This window comes from Mesorhizobium sp. M4A.F.Ca.ET.050.02.1.1 (assembly GCF_003997725.1).
GTDB lineage: Bacteria > Pseudomonadota > Alphaproteobacteria > Rhizobiales > Rhizobiaceae > Mesorhizobium.
In genome coordinates, this window is sequence record NZ_RZSG01001307.1 from 1 (window position 1) to 881 (window position 881).

Genomic DNA, 881 nt, shown 5'->3' on the forward strand with positions numbered 1-881 from the left:
TCCACAGGCCGTCGACCCGACGGCGGTCATAGCGCTCAAGTTCGAGATGGACGCCGGCGAGCGTCGTCACCGTGCCCGAGGTGCCGAGCAAGTGGAATTTCGGACTGGCGAGAACATGCGCGAGCCGGTCGCGTCCATCGAAGGACTTCAGCCGCGCCGCCACGTCCTCGACCATTGCGGCGAAGGTCTTGCGCGTCACCGTGCGGCCGCCGAAGCGCTCGGCCAGCGAAACGACGCCGACGGGCAACGATGTCCAGGAGACGATGTGGTTGGCGAGCCGCGGCGAGCGATGGCCGGTAAGGTCGATCAGCGCAATCTCGGAGGAGCCGCCGCCGATATCGAACAGCACCACGCCCTGCGTGTCACGCTCGACCAGCGAGCCGCAGCCCGATACCGCCAGCCTGGCCTCGGTCTGGCGGTCGATGATCTCCAGCTTCAGCCCCGACTCGCGCTCGACACGATCGAGGAAATCGACACCGTTTTCGGCCGCGCGGCAGGCTTCCGTCGCGATCAGCCGCGCCTTCCTGATCTTGCGGTTGCGCAATTTCTCGCCGCACACCTTGAGCGCCTCGACGGCGCGATCCATTGCCGCCTGACCAAGCCGACCGGTTGCGGTCAGCCCCTCGCCCAGCCTGACGATGCGCGAGAAGGCGTCGATGACGCGGAACTGGCCGTGGCGCGTCGGCACTGCAACCAGCAGGCGGCAGTTGTTGGTGCCAAGATCGAGCGCGGCGAAGACAGGCAGTTCCTGCTGCGGCGGGCGCGGCCCGCTTTGCATCGGCCTGCCCTGTGCGGCGGGCGGAGGCGGCGGGACTGGCGCTGGCAGCGGCTGCCCGGCTGGCGCACTAGCGGCGGGCGCCGATTGCCCCGCAGTCGCGGCA

At 69.1% G+C, this 881-nt stretch carries 1 protein-coding gene; it reads right to left on the reverse strand.

Translation table 11 applies throughout. The features are described from left to right. Positions 1–881: Ppx/GppA phosphatase family protein (locus tag EOA33_RS37140; protein WP_245482594.1), on the reverse strand; the 881-nt coding region annotated here is incomplete at both ends.